Source organism: Noviherbaspirillum humi (assembly GCF_900188095.1).
Lineage (GTDB): Bacteria > Pseudomonadota > Gammaproteobacteria > Burkholderiales > Burkholderiaceae_D > Noviherbaspirillum > Noviherbaspirillum humi.
This window is the reverse complement of record NZ_FZOT01000016.1, coordinates 124172-140352: the sequence shown is the minus strand read 5'-3', so window position 1 is coordinate 140352 and position 16181 is coordinate 124172. Positions and strand designations below refer to the sequence as shown.

Below are 16181 nucleotides of genomic sequence, written 5' to 3'. Positions count from 1 at the left end.
GACGGCTGGGCGGTACTGGCGTTGGTCATGCATTGCCACACCCGTGAACTGCTGGGCTGGCACCTGTGACGCTCGGGCAAGGCGATGACGGCCGAATCGGCGCTGGAACAGGCCCTGATTGCCCGCTATGGCACACTTGGCAAGGTGACAGTTCCGTTTCTGCTGAGGTCTGACGATGGCCTGGTCTTCACCATCCGCAGCTATACCGCTCTGGTACGTAGCTATGGGCTTATGCAGGAATTCATTACGCCGCATTGTCCGGAGCAAAACGGCATGGTTGAGCGGGTCATTCGAACGCTGAAGGAACAATGCGTCCACCAACATCGATTCGAGACCTTGCAGCACGCAAGCCGGGTGATTGCCGACTGGATTAGCTTTTATGACACCCGACGCCCACACCAGGCGCTGAAGATGAAAACACCTGTAGAAGCATTCGCTTTAGCAGCCTGACCTGTGCAGGTTTCGGTGGGTCGTTACAGTCGAGCGTAGCTTCGCCTGGCTGCATCAATTCCGACGCCTTTGTGTGCTACGAAAGGCGTGACGATATGCATGAAGCATTGCTGCGATTAGGCTGCGCCACCATATGCTGACGAGTATTGCACGGCCCGCTCCAAAATCCGTTTCCACTCCCTTTTTCTAGACGATTCAAATATGTCTTAAAATTATTCATAGTGAAGCCATCATACTGATTTATCGTAACTATTTTAGTTTACCTGCCTTTGTCTAAATCTCTGCTAAAAATCCATACTGGTACACGCCTATCAACCCATCTACATCAGAGATAGAACCAAAGCGTTCTTCCCAACGACGCAGGGCTTGCTCAAGCAAAGGCTGATTGAGAAAGTAAAGCTCTTTATTTTCTTCTCCATCCCTAGAATATGGGCGAAACAAAGTGTGATCCATTTCAAGGCATAAGTAAGGTTTACGCTTTTCTGGTCCTCCCCAAATAATAAATTGCGTAGGTAATCTAGCCCAGGCCTTAACAGGAGTTTTTGGAAAATCTTTTGTGCGGAAGAAGGCGAACAAATCAACTTCTATCTCCATCATATGAATTGGAGCAGGATATGTCCGCGTTGCTATCAAAACATTTTTTAGATAAAGCTCATAGGAATTTCCTGTTTGCCAATCGAACTTCATTCCCTTAATATCATCCCTATATATTGAAGTAAAATAAATATTACATGCTCGAGCTACATGAGAGAACGCATCTAAGGTTCCCTCTAGGGTTATGGCAAACCAATCATTGACTTCTTGAACAGAAAGAGACTTGAAAACAAAGTTTGGCGCTATACACCAAGAGCCGGCATCGGTTTTTCCTCCCCAAGTGTCATACACTGGTTCGACAGGTGGTGTTTCGTGGAACGGTTCAATTTCCATAATCAGTTTTTTATGGTGCAATCACCACATCTCCATTCTCGATGTAGAAAGTTCAATTTTCGAGCATTACTTGCAGTATCTTCACAAATAACTTCATATTTAAGGTTTGGAATGATTTGAATTTCTGTCTGATCTATTTGGTTCGGTATTAACGATTGCACTCTAACCAATTTTGTATTTCCCTAGAAGTTGGTGCTGAAGACGATGCAGAACTTGCGTCAATGCGAAAATTCCCCTTTCCCAAGTCGCTCCAGACTACTCTTTAATCCGGCCAAAAGCTTTTCAAACGTGTCTTTGGATAGCTTCTTCTAATAAAATTTTATTGCATACTTTCAATTCTGCAAGGTGGTTTGCAGATTCAGAGCCAGTGACCCAATAGTCAGAAATAGCAGCCCGTTCTGCCAAGGAAAATCATCGTGGTCGTCAATCACCCACTCCATCGGCTCATTGTTAAAAGTTAGCGTGAACGGGCGTTTACGCTCTTCTCGAGGAGGGTATCCTTGATTGCGTCCAAAGCCCTTCCTACTCAATTCGCCCCAAGCCATTGTTCCGGATCCCGCACACGAATTGTCCTTCGATAGACCTATTCCCATATGGTGTCCCACGGACTGGCTTCCACCAATTGCGTTCCTTCAGTGTCAAGCAAGTGCTTGAGCAGCTTCGGATTCTGTGAAAACTTGGCGTAATTGCCCCGGAAGACGACATTTCGGCATTCGGCATCCCACACGGTCTTGTCGAAGCCTTTGACCTTGCGGCCGAGCGCCTTTTGTTCTTTTGGTGCATCAGTAGTCAGAATTTGCTCAGCGGTTTCCATGTCGCCGAACAGCTTGGCTTTGCTGAACATCATGTACTGCTCGGTGGTGTTGAATACTTGGCCCTCCACCATGAAACTCGTTTTGAAGAATTGGGAAAAGGGGGAGGTGTTTTTGGAGAAGAAGGTGAGATTGGGTTGATCGCGCATGGGCATGGGAAGGTACTCGTTTGGTCCGTAAGATAATTTATCCCCGTCTTTACTTTTGACTGGCGTATGCAAACAACCATCATGGTTTGTTCTGCTCCATCGCAATACGGTAACCAATAAGCATTTTTATGCCCATCCCATGTTTTAGATTAACGCTTCACTTCAACTTTCTAATCCGAGCCAAACGGACTGCGTGGAACAACATGTCGGCTTGGCGTCTTCATCAAGGTTCTCTTGTCCCAATTGAGAAAAATGAAAACGCCATTGGTGCATACCAAATTCAAATCAAACATTTATTTCCGTAGTCGGTAATTAGGTATCGTCGTTCGTTTGGTCACGACAGTATCGACTAATCCTTGTTCAATCGCTTCCGTGATTGGCAATATTCGTAAGCCTTCGCCGTGCTTATAGATGGCAACGTAAAGCATGTTCTTTACCATGATGAGCGCAGCCAACTGTGCTTGTGTGTACCCGCTTATGTCAAAAGCAAGCAGTCCTCCTTCAGGCGAAGCGACAATTCTATCCACCATGTTATGACCCGTGACATTCAGGACATTTCCAAATATGCCCTCGGCATAGTGCGCGATATCATATTGGCCCAAGCGTGGCCACAGAAAATCCGCCGACTTTTGTCCCCAAGGGTTTGATAGATCAAGCTGAACAGGCCTGGGATTGGGCGGAGCATGGGAAATCAAGTACTGGGAGCCAAGTGGCTGATGGTAGAGATTGCCGTTGCTTAGAAGATCTTTGTGACTTTCCGGAAATACGTCTAAAACATACTTCTGGTAGGCTTCGAACCACTCCACGGCTTTCTTATACTCTTCTGTCAATTCGAAATTATCCGGATGGGCTTTGATGATTTTGCTAAGGTCAGGAGGAACGGGAGAATCACTAAGCACTTTGGGTACCGGAACATCGGGGCGAGCACGTCTGTAAGAGTCAAGTGTAAGGTCGAAGCCCTTTTGGCGCATGCTAATTACGTGTTCAATGTAACGTCTATCCACCGGCTGCTCATTCTGCGGTTTCAACAGCGGTTCAAGATAACTTTCCTCGTGGTTGCCCTGGTTTACTACCACTTTGTCAGCGCCCATCTGCGCAATACTATCCGCTACAAACTGGACCGCGCCAAAACCATTTGGGCCCTTGTTGATGAGGTCGCCATTCACGACAAGTTCATAATCTCCAAAACGGCTTTCTATCCACTTTTGCACTCCCCTCATCAGTGAGCGTAAGAGATGGGTGTTGCCATGGAGATCAGTGAGGACCAATGTTGGAACGTTAGGGCCTTCAACGTTCCAATATATTGGTTCATCTGGCTTGATGAAATTAGGTTTTCCCGGCGTTAGAAATGGTATCCGCTTAGGGAGATAAAGCAGTCCATCGCGCCCGTAACGTCGTGACCGCGCAATCGGAGAGGCGCTGCCAAGCCTTGTATCCGGTGGCAATTGAATTACACCGTCTTGCACTACCGATGCTGGTAGGATCAGCCCATTTTGCTCGACGGTGTCAGGCAAGTCCTTGAGCGGCGCATTGACCGGCCCGTTCGTCGGCGGGATGACCGAGTCAGTCCGAACTTTTTGACGAGGAACCTGGATCAACAATTGGGCGCTCGAGGTCGACGGTGGCTGTACGATAGGTGACCTTGGCGGAGGATTTTTCGCTAACCGACGGTTCTCAAGCGGATTAAGGCGGTTGAGCGCATCTCTAAGCTTGATGACGCGCTGTTTCTCTATGGGCGATGAGCCTAGTTTTTGCCACTTTCGATAATGGCGCATGTAGATTTCAATCCGAAGCGTCGGAACGAGCGCATTTCCAGCAGGCGTTCCCGCAAGTGCGTCTATTTCTCGCGATGTCATCCCGAGCACCGCATCGTTGGCAGCTACCACCTCACGAAAGCTCATGTGCGGATCGGCGCCTTCGGGCGTCATCTTGTGTTTAATCGGAAGTAGCGCATGGGTTTCCCGTTGGGGTTGTTTTGCCACCGTCAGATTTACGCCACGCGCAGGCTTACGTAGCCTCGGCAGGTTTGCCTGCCTGCCGGACGTAACGGTCATCCGCTTTGGCGGCTGCTTCAACACCCGGCCTGGCGACTGTGCAGGCTGAGATTGTGACCGGGATGCGCCAAGTTTCTCGCGGGCGGCTTGGGCTTCGATTGTTTGGACACTCCGATCCCGAGCCAGATTTACCGGCCTGCTTGATCCTGGAGCAGTCCGCCGCAGGTGTTCCGCAACCCGCGTGCGGCACGCCTCCCCGAACTGGCGAAACAGCAGCAACAACGCCGCGCTCATGCTGGCATTCAGGGTGAAGCGGACCAGACGCTTTCCGCTGTCAACGAGCGCATACTTGAGAGCCTCCGGATCGTACTTGCTCTTGACCATGGCAGGAAAGACAATCGGCTTCAGGATTTCGGCCATCTCTTCCAACACTGGACGGGCGAAGCCTATGATCATCAAAACATCGGCCAGCGCACCGACGCCGAGCAGATTGGCGGCGGCCAACGCTCCCAATCCTGCGATTATTTGTGGAAGCGAGGCCTTAAGTCGTTGAAGTGCCTCAATCGCTTCCTGTTTTCCGTGCTGTCGAGCGTGGGCAAGCGCACAGTCGATCGCATAGTTGAATCGCTGTTGAAGATTCATGTCATCCACCTTCAGCGGTTCCCTCGGGGGCATCACACCACGGGTAACCGTGGTTGGCCCATTGAATACGACCGGAGCTTGAATCGGCACGTGTGCATGTGGCAGCGCCGAAGTAATGCCCCCAAACCGTATCATCGCCATCGCCTGTGCAGCGGCGTGGTCTTCGTTCAGCAACCATTTCCCTTGCGCTTTCAGCGGATAAAGCTTGCCGCGTTCCATATCTGGCGCGCCGAGCCGATTGGTCGAGAGGGATATCGGTCCCTTGGCAAGATAGCCGACAACTTGGCCGCGCTTGTCGATACAGGCAAGAAGCTGAACCCAAAGATTTTTCTCCGGGACTTCAACAGGCCGATTCAGATCGACATAAGCCACGGCACCCGGCGGCACCGGCGTATTCTTTGGCAGCGGGATCGGCCTTGACGGACCCAATCCTTTATCGGCGCCTATCGATGTAGTGGCTTTCGCAGTGGAGGGAGATCGCTGCCGGGGAGAGGCCGAAGGTGCCCGGGCAGGTGATGCGCCCAAGCTCGAATCGAGCGCTTTCCAAAGATCTGAACCGAATGTGGCAGCGGGAACCGGCATGCATATCTCCTCTCTGTTAGCGGCCGCTATTGTTTGCTGTTTGATCAGCTGGCCGGTTGTCGATTATCAAGCCGAGGGAGCTTTGTGGCGCTTGTGTTGAATGAATCTTTGGATCGGGTCTATCAAGGTTTGAGAATGCAGTGAGGTGCTGCAACCGCATGCGATGTATTGCGATGGCGATGCATGCCGGCGACTGTCGCCATCATCCCGGGGCAGGGTAGCGAACATTTTTGATGACGCCCTCGACATTCAGCCGGTCCGCTGCGATTGGCGGGCCGCTTTATTTCCGATAGCGATGGGCGCTGTAATAAAAGGCTGATTGATATTCACTGTCGATTCGACGGCTATGCAGTTGCTTGGAAGCGACAATTTCATGAATTTTGTCGGAGACGCATCGAGATGCGTATGGACCTCAGGCGCGATGAGGGCTGACGCTGGGGGAGTGCCTGTGATATCGCCTTTTCCGAAGTGCCAAGCGGGATATGGCGGGGGCGAAGGTCCAAGGGCCGCTACATTGGCGCGGTGTCGGCTTGCGCTCATTCACATATGGATCGTGCCCAACATGCGGGAAATGCATTGGATTGCAAAGTTGAGGTGTGGATAATGCGGTCAACGATGCTTGAGAAAGACAGGCGAAGGAAAATGCATCGAATGCGACAAGTTGATTCGTGTAGGCCCATGCTTCTCGACTTCAAATCATGTCTGATGATCGTCACGGATTCCCGGCTCATGAGGCGCATTGAATCTCTCCACAATGAGGCTGAGAGCCGCCGCCATTGCAGCATTACGTATCCAAGCGACATATCCATCCAGTGCCGGGTCGGAAAGGAAGCAGATCCATGCTGAAGCAAAGCAAACGACAGCTCGGTTTCAATCTGGTGGAGTCGCTGGTAGTCATCGTGATCCTGGCGACGTTGGTCGGAATTGCGGCGCCTTCATTCGGGAGCGTGTTGGCGGGCTTGACAGTGCGTTCCGTGGCGGACTCCATGCTGCAGGGATTGCAGCTGGCTCGGGCGGAGGCGATCCGAAGGAATGAACGGGTCGTCTTCGTTGTCGCCGCCGATTCGAGCTGGAGCATATCGACCGACGCCGGAACATCCATACAATCCAAGCCTGCCAGGGACGGCACGCTGAAGCCGACGCTGACGATCACGCCGAATGACGCAACGAGCGCGACATTCAATGCCTACGGAAGGATTACTGCAAATGCAAACGGCACGGGATCGCCGACGCAGTTCGATATTGCAGTGGACGGCACCTCTGTCAGCCGGCGAATCACAATTGCCAGCGGAGGCCAGCTGCATATCTGCGATCCTGCCGTAACAACAAACGGCGATCCAAGAAAGTGTTGATGAGAATATGCGAACGATGAAAGCGGGGCCGGCCGGATTTGTCTTGATCGAAGCATTGATTGCGCTGGCGGTATTCGCGTTCGGTCTGCTGGGGTTGATAGGCCTGCAGGCCATTTCGATAAGAAACAGCGCTGACGCGAAGCACCGTGCCGATGCGGCCTACTTTGCCAATCAACTGGTTTCTCAGATGTGGGTGGATAAAGCAAATCTAGCCAACTACGCGTATCGGTCCACGGACACGGCTTGCAACGCGTCAACCGCGGTTCCCACCTACGACGCCCTCAATAACTGGCTGAGAGACTTGGCGACCTCGCTTCCTGGAATCACATCGGATTCAACCGGCTCGCTGAAGCCCCAAATCCTGCTGGACACCGCACCTGTGACATCGACCGCAGTAACGGTAACCATCTGCTGGCGGCAGAACAACGAAGCGGCTGCGCACAGTCACGTGGTGAGAGCGCAAATTAACAATTAGCCGAATCCTATGGACATTAAAAGACAGTGCCCGATGCATTACAGGCGTGGAATCACGCTGGTCGAGCTCATGGTCGGCATTACGATTGGCATGCTTGCGTCGCTTGCGATCGTTCAGTTGTTCGCATCGTATGAAGGACAGCGCCGTTCGACAACCGTGGGATCGGAAGCGCAAGAAAATGGCCTGATGGCGCTTGTGCAAATGGAGCAGGACATCCAAAACGCCGGAGCCGGCCTCACCGATCCGAACACCCTCGCATGCAACAAGTTCTTTACGTATCTGGATGGCGGAAGCGGCAGCGGTGGCGCAGCGATACCTAATTTTTCACTCAACGCGGTAAGCATTGCAGATGGTGCATCCAACGGTAATGACGAGATCACCATTCGCTCCGGCGGGAAATTTCTGGGTTCGTTGCCCGTCATGCTTTCATTAACCATGGCATCCAACGCAACGGAATTTTATGTAAGCAACCCGAATGTGTTCAACGTGGGGGACTTGTCGATCGTCGCGCAAAATGGCAATTGCACCATCCTGAACGTCACTCATGTGCATACGACGGGGAATCCGAAGATTGAAGCCGACCCCGTCAATGGGGCGCCTAACAATCCCCCTGCCAGCTTCAAGACGGCGAATGCGTGGCCGAGCTATACGGCCGGCGCAGTTGCCAAGTCGATCGGATCGGTTACGGCAAGAACCTATTCGCTTGCTGCTGTCAATGGCGTCAACAGCCTTCGCATGGTGACTGCCGATGTCGCGACCAATTCAGTTAAAGGCAGCGAAATCCTGGCGAAGGATATTGTGAGCCTGCAGGCGCAATATGGCGTCGCGCCTGCCAACAGCCAGGTGGTGAATGCGTGGGTGAATGCTGCCGGCTCCACATGGGGAAACCCCAATGCGGCAAACGCCAGAAGGATAAAAGCAATACGGCTTGTCCTCATCGCCCGCAGCGGGAAAAAGGAAGCGTCGAATGTCACTGGAACATGCGTCAATAACGCGGGAACCAATAACGGTCCATGCGCTTGGCAGGATACCGCCGCGAATCCTGCGCCGCTCATCGATCTGTCATCGGATCCTGACTGGCGCAGGTATCGATACAGCGTCTACCAGACGGTCATCCCGTTGCGCAACATAATCTGGGCGAACGTATGAGAGAAGATCGATACGCGCCGGTCCTTCTTCAATCAGGTCAAAAAGGCGTTTCGCTGATCATTGCGCTGGTTGCATTGATTGGCATGTCGATTGCAGCGATTGCCTTGATACGCGCGGTCGATTCAATCAACCAGATATCGGGGAATTTCGCTTTTCGAAACGCCGCTCGGCATGCCTCGGACGCCGGTATTGAAACCGCTTTTTCGGCGTTGAACACGATCGTTTCAGGCAAGGCAGACGCCGATGACCCGAATGGATGCACCAACAACTGCGTGTATTTCGCGACCAAACCGGCGACTGCGGACGACAGCCTCGTCCTGCCCAACCGGGTGGATTGGTCGACGCTCACTCCGATTTCCGTCAACGGGAATTACCAGGTGCGTTACGTCATCGAGAGACTATGTACCGGCTCGCTGCCGGTGAGAAATATCGCGGGCAACTGCTATACAGGCGCATCCATCGATGGAGGATCGAAAAAGGTGGGTGGAATTGTCCTGTCATCGACCTATGAAATATTTTTTCGGATTACGGTGCGCGTCGAAGGCCCGCGCAACACGGTAAGTTATGTCCAGGCTCTCGTTTCACATTAATGCTCTTCACCGTATCGGGCAGTGTTGCTGTGTCCATGGAGTAGTCAATGAAAAAAACCATATCGGTGTCCGGCCTGTGGGCCGGGCTTGGGGCAGCCTTGATCGCTTTCTCGCCCTCGGTGCTAGGCGGCGTCACCGATCTTGCTGATTTTCCCATGGCCGTCAGTAACGAGGTAACGCCGAACGTGCTTGTCATCTACGATAACTCGCAATCGATGGATGCCTTCATGAACGGCAAGCTGGTTTCGGGGAACAACCCGCTCACCCGTGGAAACATTGGCAGGCAGGTCATGCGCAATGCGATCACGAATTACCGAAATAGATTTCGTTGGGGGCTGATGAGCTTTCGGCTCGGAGGCGAACTCAGATTGTTCAACACGTATGCCTATTACTTCGGTTCGGACCAAGGCATGGTTTTCACGGACGATTGTGTCAACGGCATATCGACATCCAACGGAAACCGGCGCTGCGTGGCCAATCTTCAGCCTTTCCCCGGCGGGAGATTCCTCACTTATGACCGTTCGGGCGATGATGCGGACATCCTTGACGTCTTATACTCGCCGGGCGGCTACGCCAATCTCTGGATGCGCAGCAGCGGAACCGGAACGTGCTTCTTCGGATTTGAGGCCCACAATGCGGTCAACAGCTGGAACGAGTCGGACTTCAGTTACGGCATCGGAAGAATCTGCTTCACTCCGACGGATGCCGGGTATCTGGTAGTCAATCCTCCCTATACCAGACAATATTACGTACCCCGGGGACTCGGCTATTACGCCCCCATCACTGGCGCCGGCGAAGTACTGGAGCCGGTCATGCCGGACGGCGCCGTACACTTCAACAACCTGATGAGCAAGCTCGCTGCCGAAACGATCAATCCGTCGACCAGTGAGCTGAAAAATGCCGCTGTCTTTACGCCCTTGAAGGGCAGCCTCGTATCGGCGAAGTCGTATTTTTCGGGGAACTCCAGTCCCATCATTGCCTCTTGCCAGAAGAATTTCGTGATGCTTGTCACGGACGGCCTGCCGACCGGAACGTCGACCGGTGAGTTGTACTCCGAAGCGGCGCGGACCAATGTTTATGACGCGGCCAAAGGTACCTGGTCCTTCGGGGCTGCGGCGCAGGATGCAATCAATGCTGCAGCCGCCTTGCGCGCTACCAGCAAGGGCACCGCCACCTATGATATTCCGACCTATGTGCTGGCGCTCGGCGACACAGTGAGCAACGCCGGCGCCATGGCCGTCATGGATGCGATTGCAGCCGCGGGCAACACCACAAGCGCGAAGCTGGCCACCGACGAGGCGACGTTTGTGTCCGCAGTCGAGGCGGTAAGCCAGGACATATTGTCGAAGTCCGGCGCTGCCGCCGCGGTAACGGTTGCCAACCCCAATGTGGTGGTCGGCGGGTTGAATGCATCCTACAACTCCACTTACAACTCCGGAACCTGGACCGGCGACGTGAATGCGTATCCGATCGATGCCACGTCCGGCACGGTAGACTTGTCGAAACCGATGTGGACGCCGAGCCCGCAAGCCCGGCTCGATGCGAGAACGCCGGAGGATCGATTCATCGTCAGTTATTCAGGTGCGTCAGGCATCCAGTTTCAGCCATCCACCGCGAATACCGCCACGAAATTGACCCCAGCTCAACAAGCGCTCTTCAATTCATCTGCGTCGCCGCCGGGACCGGCCGATTCTGCTGCTGTCATTGCCTATCTGCGTGGGGATCGCAGCCGGGAGGGAGCGAGCTATCGATCCCGCAGCCATCTGCTTGGCGATATCGTCAACGCCGAGCCCGTTCTGGTTCAGCCCCCCATGAGACATTATGCGGACGACTGCTATTCCGCTGCCATCGCCGGCTTGTGCGGGCAATCCTACGTAGACGAGAAAGCGTCAAGGCCTAACGTGTTGTTTCAGGCGGCCAACGACGGCATGGTACATGCCTTCGATGTCCGTACCGGTGCTGAGCTTTGGGCCTACATACCCAAGCTGATATGGCCGGGCTTGGGGAATCTCACGAAAAAAGCCGGATTCACGCATAAATATCTGGTTGACGCCACGCCGGTCGCAGGCGATGTCGACTTCGGCAATGTTTCCGGAGGAAACGGATCGAACAGGGTTCCCAACTGGCGAACCATACTCGTCGGCGGTTTGGGCGCGGGCGGCCGCGGCTACTACGCGCTGGATGTCACGAATCCCGTGGCAACCAGTGAAGCGGATGCAGCCAGCAAGGTTTTATGGGAGTTCCCTGACAACAGCACCCAAAGCGAGGCCGACAATATTGGTTATTCCTTCGGCCGTCCATTGATCGTAAAGACCGAAACCGAGGGATGGGTCGTCGTTATTCCTTCCGGCTACAACAACGTTTCAGGAAATGGGCGCGGCTATTTGTTTGTGCTGAATGCGCGCACCGGGGCACTGATCAAGAAAATCAGTACCGGCGTCGGCACCGCTTCCAATCCGTCCGGCTTGGCAAAGATCAGCGCTTATGTAGAGAACGGCGATATCGACAATACGGTCACCGCGGTCTATGGCGGCGATTTGCTGGGAAACGTGTGGCGCTTCAACCTGAGTGGAAACAAGAATAGCTGGAACGCGGTAAAGCTGGCGACTCTGGTCGACGGCGGTTCGTCGGGGCTTCCGCAACCGGTCACCAGCGAACCGGAGATCGCGACGATCACCGTCGAGGGTGTTGATTACCGCTATGTATACGTGGGCACCGGGTCCTATCTTGGCGATTCAGACGTGCCTACCACGCAGGTACAGACGATGTATGGACTGATCGACGACTTGAGCGCCTCGCCGCTGATTTTTCCGTTGCGAAGCCAACTGCAGCAGCAAACGCTTTCCACCGCCGGCAGCGGCACGCGAAATGTCACCAACAACGCCATCACGGTTTCCGGAGCGTCCGGGAAAAAAGGCTGGTATGTCGACTTGAGTCTCAGCGCTGGAGAACGCGTGGTTTCCGATCCTCAGCTTGCCTTGGGCGCGCTTAACTTCACCACCATTATCCCTTCGTCCGGGGTATGCGTGCCGGGCGGATCAAGCTGGTTTTACTCGCTTAACTATAAAACCGGAGGATTGGTGGCCAATTCGACGGTAGCGCATTCAGGCTCCTTCCTGGGCGATGCGCTAGCCAGCCGGCCGACGCTCATCAAGTTGCCTACAGGGGCGGTGAAGGGCGTGATCCGCATGTCCGACACCACGACGATAGTAAAGGATATCCCCGTGCCGCTTTCGGTCACCGCCGGCCGCAGAGTGTCATGGAGAGAAGTAATGACGAACTAGCTCCAGTCCGTGACCGGACGCTTCCGCCCTATCCATGGAGGACAACATGTACCGCTTCAATCGACTCCTGCTGGCGCTCATCGTCGGCGTGTTCGCTGTGAACATGCCGGCATTCGCAGTCATGGCTGCTCCCGGCTCGTCCGCCAGTATGGGAAGGGCTGATCAACCCTTTTTCCCGCAGGGGCCGCAGCATGGCGTTATCACCTCGATAGATGTGGCCGGAAATGCCATCGTGATAGACAAGGTGTCTTATATGTTTGTGCCTGCGTTGACCAGGATGCATGCCGTAGACAAGCGGATGGCTGTCAATCCGCTGAGCCTCAAGCCCGGGCAACGCATCGAGTACACGGTTGTTCCAGAAGGAGCATCGAAGCGACGGGTCGAGAGCATCTTCATCAGGGATGAGGCAGAGTAAGCCTGCCTGATCCAGGTGCAACGTGACAGCGTGCCGAGCATCAGCCGCGTATCGCCGGATTGACCGGCTGCTTTGCGGACTGGGCGCAGTCGCCATGCATGCGTGCATTCTGTCGATGGCTGGGAGAGAAAGCGCTATTGCCAAGCCGGAGGAGGCCGACGGGCCTATGCAGCACAAGGTCATGCAGGTGGTCCTTGTTCCTGGAGCCGACTCGGGCTGCGGGGTCCATTGCCTTAAGGCGGCGGTTGCACCCGCCAAAGCGCGCAAATCTTTACTCGCGGGTCCGAATGCCCGGAACACAACGCCGGCAAATAGTCAGGATAGAGCGGAAGTCCTGAATCTGGTGCATTACTACAATCGTCGGGAATTGAGCCAGCCTCCGCATCCGATGACGGAGCCCCATATCGCCGTGCCGACCGACGACAAGGTTTATCTCGTCGGGTCGGCTCATCTGCGGATATACCTTTCGGAGTTTGGACAGGTTGACGAGGTAGCGGTATTGAACGCGACACTACCCGAAAACTATGTCGAGGGAGTCGTTACTGCCTATCGGCAGATGGCCTTTCACCCGGGCGAGTTGAATGGCGAAAATGTGAAATCGCAGATCGACGTGGTGATCGATTTTTCGACCGATCTTTCGCCCATCAAGCTTCCGCAACGAGGGACATGAGGCGCCAATCGACACAAGCAGCTCGTCATCCGTTTTCCATTTTCGGCTGTGCCGACGGACGATCGCTCGGCATGGCGCGGCGCCTGCCTCCAGCGAACTCCTGTTCAGTCTCTGCTTCAAGCAGCGCCGACAATACTTCCGAGTGCACGCGAGGTTTTCTTCCAAGAGACTCAAGCGGCGGCGAAGCGGTTCCGCCAGCTCAAGCAGCCACGCTTGCGCGGAAACGACATCGTTGCTCGCCTGCTCTTGCCGCCGCAATTTCTTGAGCGTTTTTCGCAATTTGTCGCTGTTGGCCTGCACGCCGGGATAGTCGAGTTCAACGAATCATTCACAAAGTTCGTTTTCAATCTGACCGGAAATCGGCACATGGCTTGCGCCACAGTCACCTGCATGCATTTGACTACGCTTGCATACGGATGTCGCAGACGCTGGGCTCAAGAGAAGCGTCGTTATCCGGATTCAACGAGTCATATTCGGTCCAATCGTGGTCTGTCACCCCCTGGCATGCAGGACCGGTTTGCAACATGTTTCAAGTCATGCAGATTCATTCATCATCCAAGTCCGTTTTGACCGGCCTTGCGCCACACAATCGCTGTATTCTTTGATGTCAATTGCGCCGTGATTCTGCGCGCGGAACCGTTCGATAGCCCTTGAGCGAAATGAAGATTACCTGCTTGGGGCAATGGCTCTTTATGCGCGGCGAACCGTTTCAGGCTTCCTGCCGTTCGCGAGCGCGGCGCAGCTTTGGAAACCACAATCAACCTGTCGGGAGGCTCGGATGAAAATTTACAGGCACCTGGGAAGCGCTTGGGTTGCGATCGCTCTTTTTGCCAGCGCCAGCGGCGTTGCACAGGCCGCAAAGATCGACGCCGAGGCGGAGATGAAAGCCGCTGTTGAAGCAAGCCGAGCGGTTGCCAAGGAAGGCCCGATGGATATCGACCTTGCCAGGCAGGCGACGCTCAAGCTGCCCAAGGGTTATACCTACATCCCCCAGCCTCAGGCGGACCAGCTGCTGAAAGCGATGGGCAATGGCGCGGATGCCTCCCGGCTCGGCATCATCTTCCTCCCCAGCGGCAACAGCTTCGTCGTGCCACGCTTCATCGATTCCGGCTACATCAAGGATGACGAGGCCAAGGATTGGAATGCGGACGACATGCTGAAGAGCCTCAAGGCAGGCACTGAAAAGACCAACAAGGAACGCGTGGCGCGCGGCATCGCTGAAATGGAAATCGTCGGATGGGTGCAGAAGCCGACTTACGAGAAAGCGACACATCGGCTCGTGTGGTCCATCGAATCCAAGGAAAAGGCCGGCAAGGATGAAGCCCACGGCGCCAATTACAACACCTTCGTCCTGGGCCGGGAGGGCTATGTGTCGATGAACCTGGTGACCGGCACCGGCACCGTCGCACAGGACAAGCCCATGGTGGAAAGCCTGCTGGCCAACATGAAGTTCAAGGAAGGCAAAGCCTACGCCGACTTCAACGCCAGCACCGACAAGGTGGCGGAGTACGGCATTGCGGCGCTGGTCACCGGTATCGCGGCGAAGAAGCTGGGCCTGTTCGCGTTGATAGCCGCTTTCGCAGCGAAGTTCGTCAAGGTGATTGCCGTTGCTGGGTTGGCGCTGTTTGCCGGCCTCTTTAGTCTCTTCAAGCGAAAAGACAAGGAGCAATAGGGCGCTTCGCGGTGACGGCGTTGGCGCGTCTCTTCAAGACCGGCACGCTGGAGCATCCGCCTTCCTCCAACGGAAGGCATCCGGGACCGTGCCGGGGCTGTTCACTCCTTGTAGTAGACGACTTGATGGCTCACCGCCAGCAGCGTCCCCGCCGCGCTCCACACCTCCGCGCTCTGATCGAAGAAACCCTGCTCGAAACGCGAAGCCCGTGCCTGTCCCAGCACAGGCGCGGTGCCGACCGCCGCGAGCTGTGCGGCATCGGCATGGAAGTACGTGGTGAGCGCCACCGTGCCGACGGCGATCCATTTCGGGCGGCGCACGAAGATGCGCGGAAAGAAGGCATCGCAGATGGCGGCCAGCGATTGAAAATCCAGCGGACGCGGCGGCTCGTCGCGTATCCACAATCGGGTGCGCGAAGGTTCCTCGGCCGATCGTTTGCCATCGAGGCCGCCCTCGATGAAGCGCATGTCGTAGCTGCGGGTCCAGGCGGTCTGCGGGATGCGCGGGGTGGGCGGCAGGCTGTCCGGGCCGGGAACGTCGGGAAAGGACGATTCGGTCGTGCCCCAGGTGTCGCGGCGCGTGGCGGTGACCATGGTGGCATAGGCCGCCACTTCGCCTTCCTGCGACAGCTCGACCAGCCAGTGCTGGGTGCTGCGGTTGGTGCGCATCGGTTTTGCCGCCACGATGAAATCGCCATCCTTGATCGGGGCGGCGAAGTGCACCGTCAGGGCCACCGGATCGCCCAGCCGGGCCGGGTGGATCATCACCGCATTCAGCAGCGTCGCGCCGATGGCGCCGCCGAAGGGGCCGACCATGTTGGCGTAGGCAGGGTGGGTATGGCCGGTGAAGGTGTCGCCATCGAGCGGCGAGAGGGCGATGGTGGCATCGAATACATGGCCTGCGGCGTCGGCTGTCTGCATGGTCTCCTCGTGCTGGTCTTGGCTGGTTTTGTTGTGATGGATGCTGAAGCCAAAGTATGGCGTGAAATCGGTTTTGCTGCCGGCGAACGGGAATGGCT

At 55.2% G+C, this 16181-nt stretch carries 13 protein-coding genes; 9 read left to right on the top strand and 4 right to left on the bottom strand.

Annotated features, from left to right (window positions below; genetic code table 11):
* The first annotated feature begins 84 nt into the window (after window positions 1–84).
* Complete coding sequence (locus CHB88_RS19415; RefSeq protein WP_245845085.1) at window positions 85–450, top strand: integrase core domain-containing protein; 366 nt, start codon at window positions 85–87, stop codon at window positions 448–450.
* Window positions 451–723: 273 nt separating this feature from the next.
* On the opposite strand, the gene CHB88_RS24795 is transcribed toward CHB88_RS19415, so the two are convergent.
* The 3 genes from CHB88_RS24795 to CHB88_RS19405 form a co-directional block, all read right to left on the bottom strand.
* A complete protein-coding gene (locus CHB88_RS24795) occupies window positions 724–1398 on the bottom strand; it encodes a hypothetical protein (RefSeq protein WP_143131379.1) in 675 nt (224 codons plus the stop codon).
* A 562-nt stretch (window positions 1399–1960) separates the two neighbouring features.
* Window positions 1961–2344, bottom strand: a complete 384-nt coding sequence (locus tag CHB88_RS19410; protein WP_217900200.1) for a riboflavin biosynthesis intermediates N-glycosidase — start codon at window positions 2342–2344, stop codon at window positions 1961–1963.
* Window positions 2345–2631: 287 nt separating this feature from the next.
* Window positions 2632–5556: a metallophosphoesterase gene (locus tag CHB88_RS19405; protein WP_089400989.1), complete on the bottom strand. Its 2925-nt coding sequence runs from the start codon at window positions 5554–5556 to the stop codon at window positions 2632–2634.
* An 839-nt stretch (window positions 5557–6395) separates the two neighbouring features.
* Between CHB88_RS19405 and CHB88_RS19400 the strand changes: the two genes are divergently transcribed.
* From CHB88_RS19400 to CHB88_RS19365, 8 genes are all read left to right on the top strand, one after another.
* Entirely contained in the window at window positions 6396–6908 is a 513-nt protein-coding gene (locus CHB88_RS19400) for a GspH/FimT family pseudopilin (protein WP_089400988.1), read from the top strand.
* A 7-nt stretch (window positions 6909–6915) separates the two neighbouring features.
* Window positions 6916–7383 carry a type IV pilus modification protein PilV gene (pilV, locus tag CHB88_RS19395; protein WP_143131378.1) on the top strand — a complete coding sequence of 156 codons (468 nt, stop codon included), beginning with the start codon at window positions 6916–6918 and terminating at the stop codon, window positions 7381–7383.
* A 9-nt stretch (window positions 7384–7392) separates the two neighbouring features.
* Window positions 7393–8532 carry a PilW family protein gene (locus tag CHB88_RS19390; protein ID WP_089400986.1) on the top strand — a complete coding sequence of 380 codons (1140 nt, stop codon included), beginning with the start codon at window positions 7393–7395 and terminating at the stop codon, window positions 8530–8532.
* Window positions 8529–9122: a pilus assembly PilX family protein gene (locus tag CHB88_RS19385; protein ID WP_089400985.1), complete on the top strand. Its 594-nt coding sequence runs from the start codon at window positions 8529–8531 to the stop codon at window positions 9120–9122. Before CHB88_RS19390 ends, CHB88_RS19385 begins: the two co-directional genes overlap by 4 nt.
* 47 nt (window positions 9123–9169) lie before the next feature.
* Window positions 9170–12406, top strand: a complete 3237-nt coding sequence (locus tag CHB88_RS19380) for a pilus assembly protein (RefSeq protein ID WP_089400984.1) — start codon at window positions 9170–9172, stop codon at window positions 12404–12406.
* Between the two features lie 46 nt (window positions 12407–12452).
* Window positions 12453–12821: a hypothetical protein gene (locus CHB88_RS19375; RefSeq protein ID WP_143131377.1), complete on the top strand. Its 369-nt coding sequence runs from the start codon at window positions 12453–12455 to the stop codon at window positions 12819–12821.
* 166 nt (window positions 12822–12987) lie between these two features.
* Window positions 12988–13491: an energy transducer TonB gene (locus CHB88_RS19370; RefSeq protein WP_143131376.1), complete on the top strand. Its 504-nt coding sequence runs from the start codon at window positions 12988–12990 to the stop codon at window positions 13489–13491.
* Between the two features lie 682 nt (window positions 13492–14173).
* Window positions 14174–15163, top strand: a complete 990-nt coding sequence (locus CHB88_RS19365) for a DUF2167 domain-containing protein (protein WP_245845084.1) — start codon at window positions 14174–14176, stop codon at window positions 15161–15163.
* 101 nt (window positions 15164–15264) lie between these two features.
* Here CHB88_RS19365 and CHB88_RS19360 read toward each other — a convergent pair whose 3' ends face one another.
* Window positions 15265–16083, bottom strand: coding sequence for an acyl-CoA thioesterase (locus tag CHB88_RS19360; protein ID WP_089401005.1), 819 nt, complete (start codon window positions 16081–16083; stop codon window positions 15265–15267).
* Between the last annotated feature and the right edge of the window lie 98 nt (window positions 16084–16181).

Bases quoted from the DNA above. Each gene is read 5' to 3' on its own strand.
- CHB88_RS19415 (WP_245845085.1), top strand. From the start codon at position 85: ATGACGGCCGAATCGGCGCTGGAACAGGCCCTGATTGCCCGCTATGGC.
- CHB88_RS19410 (WP_217900200.1), bottom strand. From the start codon at position 2,344: ATGCCCATGCGCGATCAACCCAATCTCACCTTCTTCTCCAAAAACACC.
- CHB88_RS19405 (WP_089400989.1), bottom strand. From the start codon at position 5,556: ATGCCGGTTCCCGCTGCCACATTCGGTTCAGATCTTTGGAAAGCGCTC.
- CHB88_RS19400 (WP_089400988.1), top strand. From the start codon at position 6,396: ATGCTGAAGCAAAGCAAACGACAGCTCGGTTTCAATCTGGTGGAGTCG.
- pilV (WP_143131378.1), top strand. From the start codon at position 6,916: ATGCGAACGATGAAAGCGGGGCCGGCCGGATTTGTCTTGATCGAAGCA.
- CHB88_RS19390 (WP_089400986.1), top strand. From the start codon at position 7,393: ATGGACATTAAAAGACAGTGCCCGATGCATTACAGGCGTGGAATCACG.
- CHB88_RS19385 (WP_089400985.1), top strand. From the start codon at position 8,529: ATGAGAGAAGATCGATACGCGCCGGTCCTTCTTCAATCAGGTCAAAAA.
- CHB88_RS19380 (WP_089400984.1), top strand. From the start codon at position 9,170: ATGAAAAAAACCATATCGGTGTCCGGCCTGTGGGCCGGGCTTGGGGCA.
- CHB88_RS19375 (WP_143131377.1), top strand. From the start codon at position 12,453: ATGTACCGCTTCAATCGACTCCTGCTGGCGCTCATCGTCGGCGTGTTC.
- CHB88_RS19370 (WP_143131376.1), top strand. From the start codon at position 12,988: ATGCAGCACAAGGTCATGCAGGTGGTCCTTGTTCCTGGAGCCGACTCG.
- CHB88_RS19365 (WP_245845084.1), top strand. From the start codon at position 14,174: ATGGCTCTTTATGCGCGGCGAACCGTTTCAGGCTTCCTGCCGTTCGCG.
- CHB88_RS19360 (WP_089401005.1), bottom strand. From the start codon at position 16,083: ATGCAGACAGCCGACGCCGCAGGCCATGTATTCGATGCCACCATCGCC.